The sequence below is a fragment of the Neorhizobium galegae genome, assembly GCF_021391675.1.
Taxonomy (GTDB): Bacteria; Pseudomonadota; Alphaproteobacteria; order Rhizobiales; family Rhizobiaceae; genus Neorhizobium; species Neorhizobium galegae_B.
This window is the reverse complement of record NZ_CP090095.1, coordinates 3,601,397-3,615,595: the sequence shown is the minus strand read 5'-3', so window position 1 is coordinate 3,615,595 and position 14,199 is coordinate 3,601,397. Positions and strand designations below refer to the sequence as shown.

At 63.2% G+C, this 14,199-nt stretch carries 14 protein-coding genes; 9 read left to right on the top strand and 5 right to left on the bottom strand.

From position 1 onward, the window contains the following. Nucleotides 1-16 precede the first annotated feature (16 nt). Nucleotides 17-994, top strand: a complete 978-nt coding sequence (locus LZK81_RS17960; RefSeq protein ID WP_233954118.1) for a nucleoside hydrolase — start codon at nucleotides 17-19, stop codon at nucleotides 992-994. On the opposite strand, the gene LZK81_RS17955 is transcribed toward LZK81_RS17960, so the two are convergent. The 4 genes from LZK81_RS17955 to LZK81_RS17940 are packed head-to-tail and all read right to left on the bottom strand — an operon-like array spanning nucleotide 995 to nucleotide 6,018. Next, complete coding sequence (locus LZK81_RS17955) at nucleotides 995-3,100, bottom strand: acetate--CoA ligase family protein (RefSeq protein WP_233954117.1); 2,106 nt, start codon at nucleotides 3,098-3,100, stop codon at nucleotides 995-997. It abuts the gene before it with no gap. Nucleotides 3,101-3,110: 10 nt separating this feature from the next. Further along, a complete protein-coding gene (locus LZK81_RS17950; protein WP_233954116.1) occupies nucleotides 3,111-3,920 on the bottom strand; it encodes an enoyl-CoA hydratase/isomerase family protein in 810 nt (269 codons plus the stop codon). A gap of 22 nt (nucleotides 3,921-3,942) precedes the next feature. Further along, nucleotides 3,943-4,872 (bottom strand): pseudouridine-5'-phosphate glycosidase, encoded by a 930-nt coding sequence (locus LZK81_RS17945; RefSeq protein WP_233954115.1) that lies wholly within the window; start codon nucleotides 4,870-4,872, stop codon nucleotides 3,943-3,945. A 36-nt stretch (nucleotides 4,873-4,908) separates the two neighbouring features. Further along, the gene (locus LZK81_RS17940) at nucleotides 4,909-6,018 is read right to left on the bottom strand and encodes a carbohydrate kinase (RefSeq protein ID WP_233954114.1); all 1,110 of its coding nucleotides are present in this window, start codon (nucleotides 6,016-6,018) and stop codon (nucleotides 4,909-4,911) included. 118 nt (nucleotides 6,019-6,136) lie between these two features. Here LZK81_RS17940 and LZK81_RS17935 point away from each other — a divergent pair, with 118 nt between their 5' ends. The 5 genes from LZK81_RS17935 (at nucleotide 6,137) to LZK81_RS17915 (ending at nucleotide 11,005) form a co-directional block, all read left to right on the top strand. Beyond that, on the top strand, nucleotides 6,137-7,111 hold the full coding sequence (locus LZK81_RS17935; RefSeq protein ID WP_233954113.1) for an isopenicillin N synthase family dioxygenase: 975 nt from the start codon (nucleotides 6,137-6,139) through the stop codon (nucleotides 7,109-7,111). Between the two features lie 81 nt (nucleotides 7,112-7,192). Further along, on the top strand, nucleotides 7,193-8,230 hold the full coding sequence (locus LZK81_RS17930; protein WP_046604333.1) for an ABC transporter substrate-binding protein: 1,038 nt from the start codon (nucleotides 7,193-7,195) through the stop codon (nucleotides 8,228-8,230). A gap of 90 nt (nucleotides 8,231-8,320) precedes the next feature. Then, nucleotides 8,321-9,364 carry an ABC transporter ATP-binding protein gene (locus LZK81_RS17925; RefSeq protein WP_233954112.1) on the top strand — a complete coding sequence of 348 codons (1,044 nt, stop codon included), beginning with the start codon at nucleotides 8,321-8,323 and terminating at the stop codon, nucleotides 9,362-9,364. Further along, nucleotides 9,361-10,218, top strand: a complete 858-nt coding sequence (locus LZK81_RS17920; RefSeq protein WP_233954111.1) for an ABC transporter permease — start codon at nucleotides 9,361-9,363, stop codon at nucleotides 10,216-10,218. Before LZK81_RS17925 ends, LZK81_RS17920 begins: the two co-directional genes overlap by 4 nt. Nucleotides 10,219-10,222: 4 nt before the next feature. Continuing rightward, on the top strand, nucleotides 10,223-11,005 hold the full coding sequence (locus LZK81_RS17915; RefSeq protein WP_046604336.1) for an ABC transporter permease: 783 nt from the start codon (nucleotides 10,223-10,225) through the stop codon (nucleotides 11,003-11,005). Here LZK81_RS17915 and LZK81_RS17910 read toward each other — a convergent pair. Beyond that, a complete protein-coding gene (locus tag LZK81_RS17910) occupies nucleotides 11,002-12,153 on the bottom strand; it encodes a DSD1 family PLP-dependent enzyme (protein ID WP_233954110.1) in 1,152 nt (383 codons plus the stop codon). The genes LZK81_RS17915 and LZK81_RS17910 overlap by 4 nt on opposite strands. 135 nt (nucleotides 12,154-12,288) lie before the next feature. On the opposite strand from LZK81_RS17910, the gene LZK81_RS17905 reads away from it, so the two are divergent. The 3 genes from LZK81_RS17905 to LZK81_RS17895 all read left to right on the top strand — a co-directional run bounded on the left by LZK81_RS17905 (nucleotide 12,289) and on the right by LZK81_RS17895 (nucleotide 14,180). Continuing rightward, on the top strand, nucleotides 12,289-12,900 hold the full coding sequence (locus LZK81_RS17905; protein ID WP_046608266.1) for a LysE family translocator: 612 nt from the start codon (nucleotides 12,289-12,291) through the stop codon (nucleotides 12,898-12,900). 90 nt (nucleotides 12,901-12,990) lie between these two features. Further along, complete coding sequence (locus LZK81_RS17900) at nucleotides 12,991-13,356, top strand: nuclear transport factor 2 family protein (protein ID WP_046604339.1); 366 nt, start codon at nucleotides 12,991-12,993, stop codon at nucleotides 13,354-13,356. Next, nucleotides 13,353-14,180: a helix-turn-helix domain-containing protein gene (locus LZK81_RS17895; protein WP_233954109.1), complete on the top strand. Its 828-nt coding sequence runs from the start codon at nucleotides 13,353-13,355 to the stop codon at nucleotides 14,178-14,180. The genes LZK81_RS17900 and LZK81_RS17895 overlap by 4 nt, the downstream gene beginning before the upstream one ends. Nucleotides 14,181-14,199 lie beyond the last annotated feature (19 nt).

Genomic DNA, 14,199 nt, shown 5'->3' with positions numbered 1-14,199 from the left:
TCCGAGAGTGACCAGCATGGCAGAGAAGATCATCATCGATACCGACCCCGGCCAGGACGACGCGCTGGCCATCCTGCTGGCGCTCGCCAGCCCGGAAATCGAGGTTCTGGGGATCGTCGCCGCCGCAGGCAACGTGCCGCTGTCACTGACGACGAAGAACATCCGCAAGGTCTGCGAACTCGCCGGCCGTCCGGACATCAAGGTATTCGCCGGCTGCAGCCAGCCGATGACCGGGCCGCTCGTCACCGCCGAACATGTCCACGGCGCGACCGGCCTCGACGGCGCCGATCTTCCCGAGCCGACCATGCCGCTTCAGGAACAGCATGGTGTCGATTTCATCATCGAAACGCTCTTGAGCGAACCGGAAGGCACCGTGACCGTCTGCACGCTCGGCCCGCTCACCGACCTCGGCAAGGCTTTGACCCGGGCGCCGGAGATCGCCGGCCACATCAAACAGATCGTGCTGATGGGCGGCGGGTTGTTCGAGGGCGGCAACATCACGCCGGCCGCGGAATTCAACATCTATGTCGATCCGCAGGCGGCAGCCGTCGTGTTCGGCTCCGGTGTGCCGATCGTGATGATGCCGCTCGACGTCACCCACAAGACGCTGACGACCCGCGCCCGCGTCGCAGCAGTCCAGGCGATCGGTACGCCGCTCTCCGACGCGGTGGTCGGCTGGCTCGATTATTTCGAGCGCTTCGACGTGGCCAAATACGGCAGCGACGGCGGGCCGCTGCACGATCCGAACGTGATCGCCTATCTGCTGAAGCCGGAGCTTTATTCCGGCCGGCTCTGCAATGTGGAGATCGAAACGGAGTCCGAACTCACCAAGGGCATGACGGTCGCCGACTGGTGGGGTGTGTCCGGCCGGCCGAAGAACGCGACGTTCATGCGCGACGTCGATGCCGACGGCTTTTATGCGCTGCTGACCGAACGGCTGTCATGGTTCGGCCGCGCGGAGGTTGAGGCTAACCCGAAGCTGCGGCTCGTTTGATCAATCCCGCTTCCGCGGAATGATCAGCGCATCGAGGATGCGCACGCCCCTGCCTTCCGGCAGGACTGCAACCGGGTTCAGATCGATCGCCTCTATATCGTCGCCATACCGGGCGGCAAAGTCCGATACCTGGACCAGAAGCTCGGCGAGCGCCTGGCGATCAGCCTTTGGCGCACCGCGATAGCCTTCCAGCAGCGATGCCAGTTTCGTTTCCCCGATCATCGCGTCGGCGCGGGCAAGGTCGATCGGCAGGAGGTCGAAGGCGGTGTCCTTCACCAGCTCCACCAGCACGCCGCCGATGCCGACGACGAGCCCGAAACCGAAGGGTTCGTGACGGATAAGACCGACCAGTGCCTCGATGCCGCCCGTCACCATTTCCTGTACCGAGACGCCGCGCAGATCCGCATTCGGGGCGTAGGCGCGGGCGCTTGCGATGATGGCGTCGAAGGCGGCGCGGGCTTCCGCTTCCGACGCGATGCCGAGCTTTACGCCGCCGGCCTCGGTCTTGTGCGGGATATCGGGCGACTCGATCTTCATCACCACCGGGAAGCCGAGCTGCTTTGCAGCTTCGGCGGCCGCGTCGGCGCTGGTGACGAGTTGTTCCCTGGGGACCGGGAGTCCTTCCGCGGCGAGCAGTTGTTTGGCCTCGCGCTCAGTCAAAGCCTCCGCGGGGAAGTTCTTCTTTGTCGCCGCCACCTTGTCGGGCCAGGAAACGACCCTGCTCCGAGTGATCAAGCTTTGGACGGCTGTCAGCGCGCTTTTCGTACCGCGCAGCACCGGCACGTTCGAAAGCTTCGCCTCGACAGCCGGATGATGGCCGGAGGAGAGGTTGCTCATGAACACGACCGGCACCTTGCCGGTTTCGGCATATTCGGACACGGCTTCGGCAATGCCGAGATATTCGGAGGCGCAGAAATCGTCCAGACCGGCGGGTGCATCCTGCGTTGCGACGATCAGGCCGATCGACGGATCGTCCGCGAGAGCGTGCAGGACGTCGCGATAGATCTTGCCGTCGGCGAAGACGACGCCCGTCGTATCGAGCGGGTTCTGGGGAGTGGCGAAGGGCGGCAGCAGCGTCTTTACCCGAACCACCGTTTCGGGCTGCAGGTCGGGCAGGGAAAGGCCGACCTCATCGGCGATATCGGAAACATGCGCCACGCCGCCGCCGGAGACGCCGACGATCGCGACGCCCGGTTTGGTGGGCCTGTCTTTCAGCGTCAGGCAGAGCGTCGCCGTCTCCATGAAGCCGTCCATATCGGGCACCTCGATGATGCCGACCCGGCGGAAGAAGGCGCGGTAGGCGTCGTTGCTGCCGGCGAGCGAACCGGTATGAGCGGCGGTCGCCTGGGCGCCGCGGGTCGAGCGGCCGGCGCGAAGGGCGATCACCGGCTTGTTGGTGGCGTGCATCCTCTCCATCGCGGCCGCCAGTTTTTCCGGTTCGCGGATGGCCTCGATGACGATGCCGACGGCGCTGGTATCGTCATCCGTCGCGAGGAAATCGAGGTAGTTCGGAATGTCGGTTGCGGCGCTGTTGCCGGAGGAGACGATATGGCTGAGGCCGAACCGGCCGGTATTGCCGAGCGCGATGGCGCTGGCGCCGGAATGGGAGAGGATCGCGAAGCGGCCCTTCTGGAGATTGGTCGAGAGGCTGGAGGAATAGAGTGCGGCGCCGGAGCTCAGGTTGAAGAGGCCGAGGCAGTTCGGGCCGCAGATCGCCATCCCGTAGCGCTCGGCGATCTCGACCAGTTGCCGCTGGCGTTCACGGCCGGCCTCGTCAAGTTCCGCGAAACCGGAGGCCAGCACGACCGCCGCCTTGACGCCGGTGCTGCCGGCCTCTTCAAGGGCCGCGATCACCTTGTCGGCGGCAATGCCGATGACGGCCACATCCGCAGGTGTATCGAGTGCGGAGAGGGAGGGCGAGGCGGGAAGCCCGAAGATCGTCGCGGCCTTCGGATGCACCGGAATGATCTGTCCCTGATAGCCGAAGCGCATCAGGTTCTTCATCACGTAGCTGGAGGAGGCGTCGGCGCGCTCGGTGGCGCCGACGACTGCAACGGAGCGCGGCGCCATGAGAGCCTGCATCGCCTTAGGCGTGTTGGCCGTCATGGCCGGGGCCTCAGTCGAGGCCCTTGAAGGGATCGTCACGGAAGGCGAGATATTCCTTCAGCGACATCTTGGCGAGGTTTGCCATCCACTCGCGGCCCTGCCGGGTGACATGGAGGGCGGCAATCGCCTCGATATTGTACTGGAACGACGGCATCAGCCCGGCAACCATCTGCTGGTTGTTGATCGAGGCCTTCGTGTATCTCAGTGCCGGCACCGGCATGCGGGCCAGCTTGCGGGCGAGGTTTTCGGTCTTTTCCTTGAGCTGGTCGGCCGGCACCACCTTGTTGATCAGGTGCATGCGCAGCGCTTCTTCGGCATCCACCATGTCGCCGGTGAACATCAGCCAGCGCACGTCGCGGGTGGCGAGCAGCCAGGGCATCATCAGCGCCGGCGGGCCGGAATTGTGGCGCACTTCCGGTTCGCCGAACTTGGCGTTGTCGGCGGCGATTGCGAGATCGCAACACATCATCAGTTCGAGCGCGCCGGCAAGAGCGTAACCGTTGACCGACGCAATGACCGGGATCGGGGCGCGCCAGATGTTGAGCAGCGCCTCGGCATTTTCCGACATGTCCTCGCGCCAGAAATCGATGTCGACGTCGAAATCGCCGCCCTGGAGGTCGTAGCCGGAGGAGAAGGCGCGCCCGGTGCCGGTGATGACGAGCGCATTGACGTCCGGATCGGCGACGGCCGCGGCAACCGCCGCGTCGATCTCGCGGATCACCGTCTTGTTCATCGCATTCATCTTGTCGGGGCGATTGATGGTGATCGTCGCGAACTTGTCGGTGGCATCCTTCTCGTACAGGATCGTCTCGTAGCTCATGGCAGTTCCCCTTATTTTTGAACTATTTGCCGGCTTTCTTGAGTGCCGCGTAGGCGACGGCCATCTTCGCGGCGAGCCGCGCATTGTTCCTCACCAGCTCGATATTGGCCTTCAGGCTTTCGCCCTTGGACAGTTCGTTGATGCGGGCGAGCAGGAAGGGCGTCAGCTCCTTGCGGCCGATGCCGCGTTCCTCCGCCTCCCGCACCGCGTCGGATATCGTGCCGTCGATGAAATCAGGGGTGAGGGCTGCTGCCTCCGGGATAGGGTTGGCGATCATCAGACCGGTGCCGGTGCCGAGCTGGTGGTGCAGATACATCGCCTTGGCGATCTCTTCCGGCGTATCGAGCCTGTGGTCGGCCTTGAAGCCGCTTTTACGGGTGAAGAAGGCCGGGAAGTCGTCGGTGCCGTAAGCGATCACCGGCACGCGCTGGGTTTCGAGATATTCCAGCGTCTTGGCGATATCGAGGATCGACTTGACGCCGGCGCAGACGACGGCGGTCCTGGTGCGGCCGAGTTCGGTCAGGTCGGCGGAAATATCGAATGTCTGTTCGGCGCCGCGATGCACGCCGCCGACGCCGCCAGTGGCGAAAATGTCGATGCCGGCGAGATCGGCCATCAGCATGGTGGCGGATACGGTGGTGCCGGCCGACTGGCCGCGGACCATGGCGACGGCAAGGTCGCGGCCGGAGGCTTTTACCACACCCTTGGCCCGGGCCAGTTCTTCCAGTTCGCTGTGTTCGAGGCCAACGCGCAGCTCGCCGTTGACGACGGCGATGGTTGCCGGGATCGCGCCGTTCTCGCGGATCACCGCTTCGACACCAAGGGCCGTTTCGAGGTTCGCAGGGTAGGGCATGCCGTGGGTAATGATGGTCGATTCCAGCGCCACGACCGGGCCGCCGGCTGCGATCGTTTCGGCCACTTCGCGGCTCAGCTTCGGTTTGATAAGGGCCATTTCGGTATTCCTTAGATCGTTTCGAGCGGCCGGAAATTAGCCAGCCAGTCGGTGCATATTGGCTTCCAGGAAGCGTTCGGACAATTCCGTATGGACGCTCGCCGTGCTTTCGGTGGTCAGCGTGCCGAGCAGCGCGCCGGTGCGGGCCGCAGTGTAGGTGTCTTCGCCGTGCAGGATCCGGTGCAGCGTGCCGGCGATCATAGCATCTCCGGCGCCGGTGATGTCGATCGGCCGGGCATGCACGGCCGGGAAGGTGCGGGCGCCTTCGGTGCCGGCAACCGCGATGCCGCGCGGACCCATGGTGACGACCGCCTCGCGGGCGCCGGCGGCCTGCAGGGCAAGCGCCGCTTCTTTGGCGTCGTCGATCGTTTCATGCGCCTTGCGTCCGAGGACCGCATTGGCCTCGTCGATATTCATGAACAGCAGGTCGATGCCGGTGAGATCCCTTGGCAGACGAGCCGCCTTGGGTGTCGAGACCGCGTCGATCGCCAGCTTGAAACGGGCGCCCTGGCGTTTGGCGATCAACGCGGAAAGCGTTTCGGCCGGCAGGTTGCAGTCGGAAAACACCCAGCTTGCGGCGGCGAGATGCGGCCAGATGCGCTCGATATGGCTCGGCAGCAGCAGGTCGAAAATGCTCATGTCGGCAATGCCGAGCACGAGGTCGCCCTTGGTGTCGAGGATGGCGGCATATTCCGCCGTCGGGCGCTCGGTGGTGGTGATGATCTGGCTGACATCGATGCCGCGGTCGCGCATGTGCTTCACCACGGCGCGGCCGCCTTCGTCATCACCGACGATCGAGACGAAACTGGTGGTGGTGCCGAGAAGTGCGAGGTTTTCCGCGACGTTGCGGGCAACGCCGCCGAGGCTGCGCACGCCATCGACCGGATTGGAGGTTTCGAAGACGAATTCCTGCTTGGCGCGGTATTTGCGGTCGAGCACGGCGCCGCCGATGCAGACGGCGCGGGTCTCGGCCGGCATTACGTAGCCGCGGCCGAGGATGTAACCTTTCTGCATGAGCTGCACGATGTGGGCGGCGACCGTGGAGCGCGCCAGCCCGAGCATGGTGGCGATCTCCTGCTGGCCCGCGAACGGGTTGTCCTTGATGATTGCCAGGACGGCCGCTTCCTGTGGCGCAAGGTCATCCATGTTCAGTCGATCGTCCTTGAGGCGAGAGAACCACGTTGCAACTTCGTTAATTTTGTTATGGACAACAACAGATGTTTTTGTCAACATCTGTTTGTCAGATGTAAATTGGAGGAAGGTCATGCCCGTTTCGAGCGCCAATCCTGTGTCATCCAATGGTGCCGTTCCCAGCATCCCCGTCATCGACGTGGGCTCCTTCATCCGCAACGAAGCCGGCGCTGCCGCCGTCGTCAAAGCCATCGAGACGGCCTGCCGCGACACCGGTTTTTTTCTCGTCACCGGCCACGGCGTTTCGCCGGAGGCGACGTCGAGGCTCTACAATCTCGCCCGCGCCTTCTTCGATTACCCGCAGGATTGGAAGAAGACCCAGGGCCGCGGCACCGGCGTTCCGGGCGGCGTCGCGTTTTCGCCGATCGCCGAAGAGGCGCTTGCCGCCACCCTCGGCATCAAGACGCCCGGCGACTACAAGGAAAGCCTGAACTTCGGCCAGAACCTTCCCGGCGACACCTGGCCGGACCGGCCGGACGGGCTGGAGCGGGCGTTCCGCGACTATTTCAAGGAAATGGAAATCCTTGCCAAGCATATGCGCCGCATCTTCTGCCAGGCGATCGGGCTCGATCAGTCTTATTTCGAACCTTCCTTCGAAAACCATCTCTCGGCGCTGCGCGTCATCAATTATCCGGAACAGGACGAATCGCCGCTGCCGGGCCAGATGCGCGCCGGCGTCCACACCGATTACGGCTTCATGACCATCCTGCGCTCGGAGGCATCCGCCGGTGGGCTGCAGGTGCGCAACCGCAACGGCGACTGGCTGGATGCGCCGTCGATCGAAGGGGCTTATGTGATCAACATCGCCGACGCCTTCATGCGCTGGACGAATGACGAATGGGTCTCGACGCCGCACCGCGTTGCCAATCCACCAACCGGTTTTAAGGGCACGGCGCGTCGTCAGTCGATCCCGTTCTTCCTCAATCCGTCCAAGGATACGGTGATCGAGTGCCTGGAGCCGTTCGTAAAGGGTGGTGCCAAATATGAGCCGATCACCTATGGCGAATACATCGACCTGAAGACGAAGCAGGCTTTTTCCAAAGGCTGATCATCGACCAATTTCGTGCGCAGAAGCGGAGAACCGCCGGCACAGCAAGGTCTCGTAAGACCGTAACAAGGGGAACTGAACATGATGGATTTGACAAGGCGGCAAACGCTTGCCGGAATGGGTGCATTCGCTGCGGCCGGCCTTTTCGGCCTTCCGGCGCGGGCTCAAGCCAAGACGCTGGTCGTGCCGACGCTCGGCGGGGTGTGGGAACAGTACTGGCGTTCGACCGTCGGTCCCGCCTTCACCAAACAGACCGGCGTCGCCGTGACGCTCGACGTCGGCAACGGCCGTGTCTGGGGCGCCAACCTGCGGGCGGCGGGGGCCGCCAAGCCTCCCTATTCGATGGTGATGACCAACGAGGTCTTCGCTTCGGGCCTGCGCAAGGAAGGTTTCTTCGAGAAGCTCGACCTCACCAAGCTGCCGAACTACGCCGACCTCTATCCGCTCGCCAAGAAGACCGACGGCTGGGGCGCGATCGGCGCCGTTTCGCCGATCGGCATCGGCTACCGCACGGACCTGGTGAAGACCAAGCCGAAGTCCTGGAAGGACCTCTGGAACAATCCGGAGTTCAAGGGCAAGATCGGCCTCTACAACTTCGCCAACAGCGCCGGCAAGATGGAACTGCTGCTGTTCTCGAAGATCTTCGGCAAGGACCAGTACGACGTCGATGCCGGTTTTGCAGCGCTTCAAAAGCTGGGCTCGGTGATCCAGGTGGATTTCAACATGTCGACCGGCCTTGCCTCCGGCGAGATCGTCGTCGCACCCTTCGACTTCGGCGAGATCGCTCGCCTGCGCCGCCAGGGCCTGCCGGTCGACTGTATCATCCCGGAGGAAGGGATGTTCATGTTCGATCAGACCATCAACATCCTCGCCAACGCGCCGGAAAAAGAGCTGGCCTACCAGTACGCCAACTTCCTGCTGTCGCCGGAAGTACAAGGGATGATGATGAAGGAGTTCTTCATCTCGCCGACCAATTCCAAGGTGATCGTGCCAGCGGATCTCAAGGTCGACGTGCCGGTTTCCGGTGCCGACATGGACAAGATCCTCACCTGGGACTGGAACTTCGTCAACGAAAAGCAGGGCGAGCTCGCCGAACGCTGGGCGAAGACCATCAAGTGATTTCCCCCGCTGCGATCATGGTCTGCCTTCAAAAGCAGATCATGATCGGCTTTTTTCGGGTCAGGCACTTCAATTGGAAAGTGGAATTTCATGACAGAGGTTAGCATCGAAAAGCTGACCAAGGACTACGGGCAGGGTCCTGCGGTCAACAGCATTTCGATCAGGATAGCCGAGGGCGAGTTCATCTCGCTGCTCGGGCCGTCCGGTTGCGGCAAGACGACGACGCTGAAGATGATCGCCGGTTTCGAGGATGCGACCGCGGGCGCGATCCGCTTCGACGGGCGAGACGTCGTGCATGTGCCGGTCGAAGAGCGCGATATCGGCATGGTCTTCCAGAACTATGCGCTCTTTCCGCATATGACGGTCGAAAAGAACCTCGCTTTCGGGCTTGAGATGCGGAAGCTTCCAAAGGACGAGATCCGCACCCGCATCGCCAAGGTGCTGGATATGGTGCAGCTCACGGGCTATTCGGAGCGTTATCCGCGCCAGCTTTCCGGCGGCCAGCAGCAGCGCGTGGCGCTTGCCCGCGCTTTGGTCATCGAGCCAAAAATTCTGCTGCTCGACGAACCTCTCGCCAATCTCGACGCCAAGCTGCGCGAGGAGATGCGTGTCTTCATCCGCGACCTGCAGCGCCGGGTCGGCATTACCACAGTCTACGTCACCCACGACCAGGCCGAGGCAATGACCATGTCCGACCGGGTCGTGGTGATGTTCGGCGGCCGCATCGCCCAGATCGGCACGCCCTCCGACATTTACGAGCGGCCGGCCAATCTGGAGGTCGCCGAGTTCGTCGGACAGGTGAACATCATCCGCGGCAAGGTCGGCAATCGCGTCGTTTCGACGGCCTTCGGCGATGTGCCGGTCAGCGGAGATTTTGCCGATGGTGCCGAGCTGATGCTGGCTCTGCGTCCGGAAGCGGTCGAGTTGCTGCCGATCAACTCAGGTTCCACAGGGGCGCCGGCCAAGGTTCTGTCGAGCTATTATTCCGGCAGTCTTGTCGATTACCGGCTGGAGCTTGCGACCGGCGCCGTCGTCAACGTGCAGACGTTCCCGCGCACGCGGTTTGCCGATGGCGAGCAGGTGCTCGTGCATGCGCCGGCCGATCGCTTCTGGCCGCTCGGAAGCGCCGCATGAATGTTCCGTCCAAGAAACGACTCGGACCGCTGCTGCTGATCGCACCCGCCGCGATCCTGCTCGGCGTCTTCCTCGTGCTGCCCTATCTCAATATCGTCGTCATGAGCTTCCGTATGCCGGGGCAGGGAACGCCCTATGGGCCGGGCTTCACGCTTGGCAATTACGGAAAATTCTTCTCGGATTTCTTCTATGTCCAACAGGTGATCAACACGCTGTGGATCGGCTTTCTGACGACCTTCCTCTGCCTGATCCTCGGTTATCCGGTCGCCTGGCAGCTGGCGCGCGGAGCCTCGGCTTTTCGTGCTGTCGGCTACGCGCTGGTGCTGTCGCCGCTTCTCGTCGGCATCGTCATCCGCAGTTATGGCTGGACGATCCTGCTCGGCAATAATGGCATCATCAACCGCACGCTGACCGGCTGGGGCCTGATCGATGGGCCGCTGCCGCTGATGTACAATGCGCTCGGCATCATCATCGCGCTGGTGCATGTCTTCCTGCCTTTCATGATCCTGCCGATCATGAGCGCCATCCAGGGCATAGATCCGTCGCTCGAAGCGGCTGCCCGTTCGCTCGGGGCGTCGAAGATCACCTCCTTCCGGCGCATCACCCTGCCGCTGTCGCTGCCGGGCATCCAGGCCGGCTGCATCCTCGTCTTCGTCCTGTCGCTCAGCGCCTATGTGACGCCGTCGCTGATCGGCGGCTTGCGCGTCAAGACCATGGCGGTGACGGTGGTGGATGCGCTGATCGATACGTTCCAGTGGCCGTTCGGTTCGGCGCTGGCGTTGATGCTGTCGGTGACGGGTGCGATCTTCGTCGTTTTCTTCGGGCGGCTGACCGTCATGAAATGGAAGGCATAGAGACATGTCGAAACCGTTCTTCACCGTCTATTGCCTGATCATCTACGCTTTCCTGTTGGCGCCGATCGCGGTCGTGGTGATTGCCTCGTTCAATGCCGGCGCTTTCCTCACCTTCCCGCCGCAGGGGCTCTCCTTCCGCTGGTACCTCGTTTTCTTCAACAACGAGGTGTTCATGCGGGCGATCCGCACCTCGCTGTGGATCGCGGCACTGACCACTGTGATCTCCGGCATCATCGGCACGATGGCGGCGATGTTCTACGTGACGCACGCCGGCAAGCTCAAGGAAACGGTACGGGTCGCCATGCTGGCGCCGCTGCTGCTGCCGGAAGTGCTGACCGCAATCTCGCTGCTGTTCTTCGTCTATTCGGTCGGCCTCGGCACGCAGAACCTGGTCGGCATGATCGTCGGCCATGTGCTGATCACGCTGCCCTTCGTGTTCATCAACGTGTCGGCCTCGATGGAAAGCTATGATCCGGCCTGGAGCCTTGCGGCGCAGAGCCTCGGGGCAGGGCGGTTCACCCGCTTCCGGCGGATCATGCTGCCGCTGATCAAGCCTGGCGTCATCGGCGGCTGCCTGTTCGCCTTCATCATCTCGTTCGACGTCTTCACCATTTCCTTCATGCTGAAGGGTGTCGGCATGTCGACGCTGCCGATCCAGCTGTTCGATTATCTGCGCACCAATTTCACGCCGGAAGCGGCGGCCGTCTCGACCTGCTCGATCGTGCTGACGATGGCGGTGGTGATCATCTCGGAAAAGGTGCTGGGCCTGCGCATCCACCGGTTCTAGTAGAGCTTGCCTCGGGCGGTGACCGGCCAGAGCGCCTCGACGCGGCCGTTCCGCACACAGACATACCAGTCGTAGAGATTGCATGTCGGGTCGCAATGGCCCGGAACGAGGAGCAGTCGGTCGTTGAGCTTCAGCGTATCCTGCGGGTCCTCGATCTTGCCGTGTTCGTCCGATGCGCTGACGAATTTGAGGTCGGGTCGTTCGAAGACGGTCGGCAGGCCGCTGTCGATTGAATGGGCCTTCAGCCCCGCATCGCAGACGGCGCGGCCGGAGGCCGGCTTGCTCATGATCGAGGTCAGTACGAACAGCGCATGCTCGAAGCTGCCGACCGTGCCGTTACCCTCCGTCGCGCGGACGCGGGCATAATCGGCATCCATGAAGATGTAGGAGCCCGGCTGGATTTCGTTGTAGAGGCCGGACGCGCCTTCGAGATTGTGGGTGCCGGTCCCCGCGCCGGTGATGATCTTCGGTTCCAGCCCCGCGTCGCGCAGCAGCTCGGCCGTTTCCCGCGCCATGCCGATCGCCTTGTCGATGGCGGCGCGGCGCTCGGCCGGATCGTAGATATGCTGGGCGCTGCCGTGATAGGCCTGGATACCGACGAAGGCGAGGTTCGGCGCGGCGGCGACCGTTTTTGCGAGTTCGACGGCCGGTGCGCCGGGCAGAACGCCACAGCGGTGGGCTCCGCAATCGATCTCCACCAGTACGTCGAGCGTCACGCCATGCCGGATAGCCGCTTCCGAAAGCGTTGCAACGACTGCCGGATCGTCGATGCAGACGGTGACATGGGCGCTCTTTGCGAGCCGCGCCAGCCTATCGATCTTCTTCGGATCGGCGACCTCGTTGGCGACGAGCACGTCGGTCACGCCACCGCGCACCAGTGCTTCCGCCTCGGATACTTTCTGGCAGCAGATGCCGACGGCCCCGCCGTTTGCCATCTGGTAAAGCGCGATATCTGCCGACTTGTGGGTTTTGGCATGCGGACGCAGCCGCACACCCATTGCCTTTGCATAGGCTTTCATCCGACCGACATTCCGCTCGAAGGCGTCGAGATCGATGATCAGCGCCGGCGTCTGGATGTCGTCGATCGTGTCGCCGACGGAGGCCGGCAGGTCATAGCCGATGTCGAGGTCTTTGGGAGAAGAGGTCATGAGATCCGGTCCGCAATGAGATGGCGCGACGATAGGTTCCTGGGCCCCTCCAAGCAATCGCCGGCCTGCAATTTCGTTCAAGATCGGTGTGGGGTTCTTCGGTAGCCATGGGAAAACCTCTTGAAAGGATCACCCATGAGCCCGGAATTCCTGATCACTTCCCTCATCGTCGTCGCGTCGCCGGGCACCGGCGTGCTGATCACGCTCGCCGCCGGCCTGTCGCGTGGCGCGCGGGCGAGCGTTGTCGCCGCCTTCGGCTGCACGCTCGGCACCCTGCCGCACATGATCGCGGCAATCTCGGGCCTCGCAGCGCTGCTGCATGCCAGCGCCCTGGCCTTCGAAATCATCAAATATCTCGGCGTCGCCTATCTGCTGTTCATGGCCTGGCAGGTGTTGAAGGAAAAGGGCGCGCTGACCGTCGCGACGGACCGGACGCCGAAATCCGTTGGCCAAGTCATCGTGTCGGCAATCCTTGCCAATGCGCTCAACCCGAAACTGTCGATCTTCTTCTTCGCCTTCCTGCCGCAGTTTGTCGGTCGGGACGAGGCAGCACCCGTTCTGCGCATGGCTGAACTCAGCCTCGTCTTCATGCTGATGACCTTCGGTGTCTTCGTCCTCTACGGCCTGTTTGCCGCCTCGGTGCGCAGCCACGTGATCTCGCGGCCGAATATCCTTGCCTGGATGCGACGTATCTTCGCCGGCGCCTTCGTGGTGCTCGGCGCGAGACTTGCGCTTTCGGCGCGATAGTTATTACCTGCCGCGTAATTGAGACGATGCAGCCGCTCCGGCATGTTCGCCCTGCCTGCCACGAGCAGGGCGATCTCAAGGAGAAAAGACATGACCGATGCGAACACCAAAGCCGAACGTTATCTCGCCATCTGGAACGAAACGGATGCCGTTCGCCGCAAGACGATGATCGCCGAAACCTGGGCGGAAGACGGGCTTTACGTCGATCCGCTGATGCGCGGCGAAGGCCATGAGGGCGTCGATCGCCTGGTCGAAGGCGTCCAGGTGCGGTTTCCGGGTTTCCGCTTCACGCTGATCGGCACTCCCGACGGTTACGACGACAATCTGCGCTTTTCCTGGGGCCTCGGCCCGGAAGGCGGCGAGGCGCTGATCAAGGGCACGGATTTCGCCGTCCTGGAAAACGGCCGGTTGAAGTCGGTCTGCGGTTTTCTCGACCAGGTCCCGGCTGCCGCATGACGACTCTCGCACCCGCCCGCCCCCTCGGTGATTTTCTGCGCGAATGGCGCCGCCGCCGGCGCATGAGCCAACTCGACCTGGCGCTCGAGGCCGATATCTCGCAGCGTCATCTGAGCTTCATCGAAAGCGGACGGGCGGCCCCGAGCCGGGACATGCTCCTGCATCTGGCGGAGCGGCTTGACGTGCCGCTTCGCGAGCGCAATCCGATGCTGCTCGCCGCCGGTTTTGCGCCGGTCTTTGCCGAGCGCAAGCTCGACGATCCGGCACTTCAGCCGGCGCGGCGGGCGATCGACATGGTGCTGAAAGGCCATGAGCCTTTCCCGGCGCTCGCCGTCGACCGGCACTGGACGCTGATGGCTGCAAATGCCGCGGTGGCGCCGCTGCTTGCCGATGTCGCCGACCGGTCGTTGATCGAGGGGCCGGTCAATGTCCTGCGGCTCAGCCTGCATCCGCAGGGCCTCGCGCCTTACATCGCCAATCTGGCGGAATGGCGTAGTCACCTGCTCGAACGGCTGCGCCAGCAGATCTCGGCGTCCGGCGATCGCGTTCTCCAGGCATTGCTGGAAGAGCTTTCCGGCTATCCGGTGCCGGACGGGGCGTCGAAATCGGCACCGAAACACGATTATGCGGGTATCGCCGTGCCGATGGAATTGCGGACGGAGGCGGGGCTGCTGTCGTTCATCTCGACCACGACCGTCTTCGGCACCCCGGTCGACGTGACACTGTCGGAGCTGGCGGTCGAATCCTTCTTCCCCGCCAATGACGAAACGGCCCGGCTTCTGCGCCAAATGGCAGAAACCGGGCCGTCGAAGAGCGACAGTTAGAGAGCTAGTCTGGCCGGCG

Bases quoted from the DNA above. Each gene is read 5' to 3' on its own strand.
- LZK81_RS17960 (WP_233954118.1), top strand. From the start codon at position 17: ATGGCAGAGAAGATCATCATCGATACCGACCCCGGCCAGGACGACGCG.
- LZK81_RS17955 (WP_233954117.1), bottom strand. From the start codon at position 3,100: ATGACGGCCAACACGCCTAAGGCGATGCAGGCTCTCATGGCGCCGCGC.
- LZK81_RS17950 (WP_233954116.1), bottom strand. From the start codon at position 3,920: ATGAGCTACGAGACGATCCTGTACGAGAAGGATGCCACCGACAAGTTC.
- LZK81_RS17945 (WP_233954115.1), bottom strand. From the start codon at position 4,872: ATGGCCCTTATCAAACCGAAGCTGAGCCGCGAAGTGGCCGAAACGATC.
- LZK81_RS17940 (WP_233954114.1), bottom strand. From the start codon at position 6,018: ATGGATGACCTTGCGCCACAGGAAGCGGCCGTCCTGGCAATCATCAAG.
- LZK81_RS17935 (WP_233954113.1), top strand. From the start codon at position 6,137: ATGCCCGTTTCGAGCGCCAATCCTGTGTCATCCAATGGTGCCGTTCCC.
- LZK81_RS17930 (WP_046604333.1), top strand. From the start codon at position 7,193: ATGATGGATTTGACAAGGCGGCAAACGCTTGCCGGAATGGGTGCATTC.
- LZK81_RS17925 (WP_233954112.1), top strand. From the start codon at position 8,321: ATGACAGAGGTTAGCATCGAAAAGCTGACCAAGGACTACGGGCAGGGT.
- LZK81_RS17920 (WP_233954111.1), top strand. From the start codon at position 9,361: ATGAATGTTCCGTCCAAGAAACGACTCGGACCGCTGCTGCTGATCGCA.
- LZK81_RS17915 (WP_046604336.1), top strand. From the start codon at position 10,223: ATGTCGAAACCGTTCTTCACCGTCTATTGCCTGATCATCTACGCTTTC.
- LZK81_RS17910 (WP_233954110.1), bottom strand. From the start codon at position 12,153: ATGACCTCTTCTCCCAAAGACCTCGACATCGGCTATGACCTGCCGGCC.
- LZK81_RS17905 (WP_046608266.1), top strand. From the start codon at position 12,289: ATGAGCCCGGAATTCCTGATCACTTCCCTCATCGTCGTCGCGTCGCCG.
- LZK81_RS17900 (WP_046604339.1), top strand. From the start codon at position 12,991: ATGACCGATGCGAACACCAAAGCCGAACGTTATCTCGCCATCTGGAAC.
- LZK81_RS17895 (WP_233954109.1), top strand. From the start codon at position 13,353: ATGACGACTCTCGCACCCGCCCGCCCCCTCGGTGATTTTCTGCGCGAA.